Origin of the sequence: Neobacillus drentensis (assembly GCF_036965245.1) — a bacterium.
Taxonomy (GTDB): domain Bacteria; phylum Bacillota; class Bacilli; order Bacillales; family Cytobacillaceae; genus Neobacillus; species Neobacillus drentensis_G.
Genome location: NZ_JBALPG010000214.1, coordinates 1 through 4,743, shown reverse-complemented (window position 1 = coordinate 4,743; position 4,743 = coordinate 1). Strand labels below are relative to the sequence as shown.

Below are 4,743 nucleotides of genomic sequence, written 5' to 3'. Positions count from 1 at the left end.
CAACCAGGTGAAAAGATTACTCTAAATGTATTTATGCCGTTTGAAGGTATAGGCGATAAATCTTTGTTAGGAATAGATAATCCGAGTATTCAATTAAATGGATATTTAGAAAAAGTTGACAATAAACATAAATTTAGTGTTGGAGGAGATTAAATCAAAAATTAAAAGGTAAGTTTTCTTCAGGTGGAATATCTATTATTATGAATTTATAGATAATGTATGCATTATTGAATAGGTAGAAACAAAAAGAGATACTTATTTCATGTGCTACCATAGGATGTTTAAGATTTGGATACACCATTCATTGGAAAAATCGCATCAGCTAGTATCCTTATCAGGCATCTGTGACCAGCTGATTGCTTTGTTAGCCTGTTTATTATGGATTTAATCGTTCTAAAATACCGTTAATTTCATTATTTAGGAGCTTGAGGTCCCTTGTAATCCTGCAGGATATTGCCGCCATCAACAACGAACAATTGACCGGTAATATAGGATGACTGCTCAGATGCAAGGAAAGCAATTGTATGTGCTACTTCTTCTGGTCGTCCCGCCCTGCCAATCGGTGTGTGAAGGGCAGCAATTTTTTCATGCTCAAGCTGTGACCCTGTGGCAATCCAGCCGGGTGCAACATTATTGATCGTGATATTGTTCTTGGCTACTTCAATGGCAACCGCTTTGCTCATTCCCACCATCGCAGCTTTTGCGGCACTATAGGCTGATTCACCTGGAAAGCTGACTAATGGACCGGTAACAGAAGAAACATTTACAATTCTTCCGTATCCATGTTTTTTCATAAGAGGGACTACCCTTCGCGTCACGTTAAAGCAGGTCGTCAGATTACGGGAAATGCCCAGGTCCCATTCTTCATCTACCAGACTGGCGAACTCTGTAAAACTTTCGGGTGAACCAATCTGTGCCATTCCTGCATTATTGATAAGAATATCAATGCTGCTAAATTCCGCTATAACAGTATCTATAAGTCCTTGAACCTGTTCACGATCCATCAGATCAGCGGTATAACCTCTGGCATGGATACCTTTTTGATTCAGCTCATTTACACGTTCAAAGATTCGATCCGTTGTAGCTGTAATAGCTATTTTACCGCCCAGTTTACCGATGATTTCAGCTGCAGCAAAACCGATGCCGGAATGACTTCCTGCACCCGTAATCAAACAAACTTTGTCGTCAAATCTGATCAATGCCTTCATTTATTTTCTCCTTTATTATATAAATAGTTTCATGCTCCCAGTAGGGATTTAACACTTTCCCGGAATACATTCGTATAGTGTCACTTAATCAATACTCTTTACGGCAACCAGGACGGTTGACAATCCAAGGGAGATGATACTCTTTAATTATTCAACATAGTTAATTGCAAGTTGTATGCCATATTTAGGGTTGCCCAATTAATTAGCTAACCTTCTGCTATATTTATTTGTTTTTTTCTTTAGGTAGATATTCACGGTCAATTGCTTGATGTGGTCTTTCAAATCAACCGTGCTTAATCATTAAATTTGCAGCATCTCCATCAAATCAAAATGAGAGATGTAAAGTGTGTTATTTTAAAGCAAAAAAATAAAAAACCACTCAAAGTGGTTTTTTAATCGCGCATTGCTCCTGCCTCTCGGGAAGTCATTGATCCTTGTCCTTCGCTTACATCTTTTTGAATTTCTTGTTTTACTTTTTGTGCATCAGTTCCGGAAAACTCTGGTTTCATAATAGAACCCAAATTCTCTTTAGCCTGTTGATCCTGTTGCATACAAGTCCTCCTCAAATTATTGTTTAACAATCTTATTATTTACAAAAAAACACTCGGTATATCCCGAGGATTTAAGCAAATTTCACTTAAAGTAAAGGGGGCTTTTGGTTGAACAATCTGGTTGCTGCGGCTGCCCCAACGAACGGTTCAGGTTTAATAAGAAATTATTCCAAACAATGTCTCAAAAAGGTAATATTAAATTGAGCTAAAGTAATCAGCTGCCATTTTTGGTAGCTTTTTTTATGTTAAGAGCTATTGGGTATCTTAAAAATTTTTTATGAAAAAGTCTCAAAATAGAACCTTTAAAAAATACGAATCGTCTAATTACAAAAAAACAATGATTGGAGGAGAAAAATGTTTTATATGGTAAATGAGTCTAAATCAGAATCCCTAAATCATTTAAATCAAGAAGAAAAGCTTAAATGGTTAATGAAGAATTATGGCAATGATGTTATTAGAATTGCTTATATTTATTTGAAACAAAAACAATTTGCCGAAGATGTTGCACAAGATGTATTTATTAAGTGCTATGAAAAAATGGATACCTTTCGTAATGAATCAACTTATAAAAGATGGTTAATCCGAATTACTTTGAACAGATGTAAATAATTGTTTTGTATAAACCATTGTACAATTTAGCAATATTATTATTTTTTGTGTTAACAAGACCAAGAATTTTAATCATTTGCTTAATGTTTTTTCGGTATCGATCTATATTAGAAACTTTTATATTTTCTCTTGGAGTATCATCCACAATTCTGAACCGGTGTATGGTTCGAGATTACAATCCAACCTTTTTCTTTGTAGAACTTACTCGCTTCAAATTCATAGTGATAAAAGGTTTTTCTGTTATGTAATTGAGGGTCAAGTTCTTTAAGGACAATAAATTTCGTATCTTTGTGTAGGTACAACAGTGTTCTATCCTCATTGTCAAAAAACAAAGGAATTCTTAAAATATGCTCAATCCAACGTACAATGAAATTTTCTTCTGTTTCCCCAACATATACTATGTTCAATGTTTTGTTAATGATGGCATAGATACCAGCTTTTAATAATTGTTCCGCCACACCGTTCCCACCGTTTCAGCTGTTTTGTGGTTCTCTAGTAATACTTACAAATTATTCCTATACATATCAATAATAACTAACCTAATTAAAACTTGAAATTGTTTTAGATAAAAAAGAAATAGAAAAAATATTTTTGTTTCCTATCAAATTAAGGGATGTAGTGAGAAAATGTTGTTAAATAAGGATTTTAAATTTGTCTGGTCTTAATTTCCCTTACTTTTTCAGAGAAGTCATCTCCGTCCGTGATGAATTTCAATAACTCCGCGCCGAATGGCATTTCCTTTCTAATTCACCTAAACAATTCATAAGCCACGGCTTCCTTTGATTTTCCCCTTCGCGGAAATAATCCGCGCTGCGTCACTGAATTGTCATTTGAAATGAAAAAGATTTGAAGAGCCACGTCTTTCATAAATTCATCATCCTCGATGTCTTTTTGCTGTAATAACTATGACATATAAACACACTTTGTGGTAAAGGATGCAGGTCTGACTCAGCGGACATAAAATCTTCGTTATTGCTGCATACTACATTTATCAAAATATTTTATTGAATTGAGGTTTTTGAAAATGGATGAAATGAGAACAACTAATCAAGTAGAAGAAGTAAATAAACACCTTAAAGAAATTCCTAAGGAAGCCGAAGAAAGAAGAATTGAAAATCAGCCTCAAACTGGTAAAAACGAGAAAGCTATCGAGCCGTTTTAGGCACATAGGACCTGTAGGAAATCCGCAGGTCTAATCTGGCGTGGAGGAAAAAAAAAACAGAGTATGGGAATTTTCCATACTCTGCTATTTTTTTGGAATTGTTTGCTTTACACTGCCGGAGCTCTGTGAAAGGAGGCTTTTATCTGTGTCAGGCGTTATTTTACAACTTTCTTTAATTTTTCAATTAAATCGTATGGTAATTTATACACCGTATGGGAGTCATTTTCATACAAAATCAACCCTCCATCATTAAAAATTCACAATGAGTATCTCTCTTTTGTTTTATCTCCAAAGGTTAAGGTAAAAACATAATTAGGCGAAGTTGGCGGCAATACAGGGTTGTTTTTCTTCCCCCTGCCGCATGCAATCGCCAAAGGTTCTGTACCTGGTTACTTTTTTATCACCACTTCGAATTTAAATGAGGTATTATGAAAATGGCTGGATAATTCATGCAAGGCTGCCCGGCAAAAGCCAACCACACGAGCCGTCCCGCCCTACGCCATAAAGCCTCGCCTGTAATGTAATAAAGTTCTTGATTCAAGAAGTGTGTGAAGAAATCTTCTTAAACGGGTGCAAGGGTTTAAGATGGGATCACTGAAGCGGTCCTTTTTGTTATTGATCTAAAAGGGCAGTTTAAGAAGGAATTTCCTAATGTAAAAGCTAAATATATTTTAATAATGTTTTGAGAGGATTTTACACTAGTTAAACTTGGAGGATTTTATGTTTCAGCTTAGCCTGTTTGTTGAATGCGAGAATGATTATGAGGCTTTAGAAGTATTGCATGACATTATAAAAAAATTGATACCTATATTACCACCTATAAAGTTTACTCAAACAATCCTTACTGGAAAATTGATGGTTGGTTTAAAATTACATGAGACATTGAAACACCAATTATTGTTAATATTGAGAAAGCTGAGAGTATTTTAGAAAAGATATCCAATAAATGGTCGTGGAATAAGTGAAAGATATCTGCTGTTTCCGATGTGAGATTTCCCAATACGATTTTTTCCAATAATAAAATAAAATTTTAATATTTTTGGTTTGAAGACTTGGAATAATCTTTATAATGGTTAACAAAATAATCTAACTATGTGAAATAATTCACTTATAGTAGATGCAAGAGTTAAAGATCCCAGCTGCCATTTTTGGTGGATTTTTTGTTAATGACCTAAAGGGCAGTAGTTGAAGGAGAAAAAGGTTAATTCTATAT

At 34.7% G+C, this 4,743-nt stretch carries 5 protein-coding genes; 2 read left to right on the top strand and 3 right to left on the bottom strand.

Translation table 11 applies throughout. The features are described 5' to 3' along the window. Positions 1-413: 413 nt before the first annotated feature. Together V7150_RS25620 and V7150_RS25615 are read right to left on the bottom strand one after the other, a co-directional pair. The gene (locus V7150_RS25620) at positions 414-1,208 is read right to left on the bottom strand and encodes an SDR family NAD(P)-dependent oxidoreductase (protein ID WP_335523920.1); all 795 of its coding nucleotides are present in this window, start codon (positions 1,206-1,208) and stop codon (positions 414-416) included. Between the two features lie 392 nt (positions 1,209-1,600). Continuing rightward, entirely contained in the window at positions 1,601-1,759 is a 159-nt protein-coding gene (locus V7150_RS25615; protein WP_335523918.1) for a hypothetical protein, read from the bottom strand. Between the two features lie 354 nt (positions 1,760-2,113). Between V7150_RS25615 and V7150_RS25610 the strand changes: the two genes are divergently transcribed. Continuing rightward, positions 2,114-2,368 carry a sigma factor gene (locus V7150_RS25610; RefSeq protein WP_335523915.1) on the top strand — a complete coding sequence of 85 codons (255 nt, stop codon included), beginning with the start codon at positions 2,114-2,116 and terminating at the stop codon, positions 2,366-2,368. A 137-nt stretch (positions 2,369-2,505) separates the two neighbouring features. Here the strand turns inward: V7150_RS25610 and V7150_RS25605 are convergent, their stop codons facing one another. Further along, on the bottom strand, positions 2,506-2,826 hold the full coding sequence (locus tag V7150_RS25605; RefSeq protein ID WP_335523913.1) for a GIY-YIG nuclease family protein: 321 nt from the start codon (positions 2,824-2,826) through the stop codon (positions 2,506-2,508). A 575-nt stretch (positions 2,827-3,401) separates the two neighbouring features. Here V7150_RS25605 and V7150_RS25600 point away from each other — a divergent pair. Beyond that, entirely contained in the window at positions 3,402-3,530 is a 129-nt protein-coding gene (locus V7150_RS25600) for a hypothetical protein (protein ID WP_335523911.1), read from the top strand. The last annotated feature ends 1,213 nt before the right edge of the window (positions 3,531-4,743 follow it).

Coding starts and splice junctions, on each gene's coding strand:
- V7150_RS25620 (WP_335523920.1), bottom strand. CDS start 1,208: ATGAAGGCATTGATCAGATTTGACGACAAAGTTTGTTTGATTACGGGT.
- V7150_RS25615 (WP_335523918.1), bottom strand. CDS start 1,759: ATGCAACAGGATCAACAGGCTAAAGAGAATTTGGGTTCTATTATGAAA.
- V7150_RS25610 (WP_335523915.1), top strand. CDS start 2,114: ATGTTTTATATGGTAAATGAGTCTAAATCAGAATCCCTAAATCATTTA.
- V7150_RS25600 (WP_335523911.1), top strand. CDS start 3,402: ATGAGAACAACTAATCAAGTAGAAGAAGTAAATAAACACCTTAAAGAA.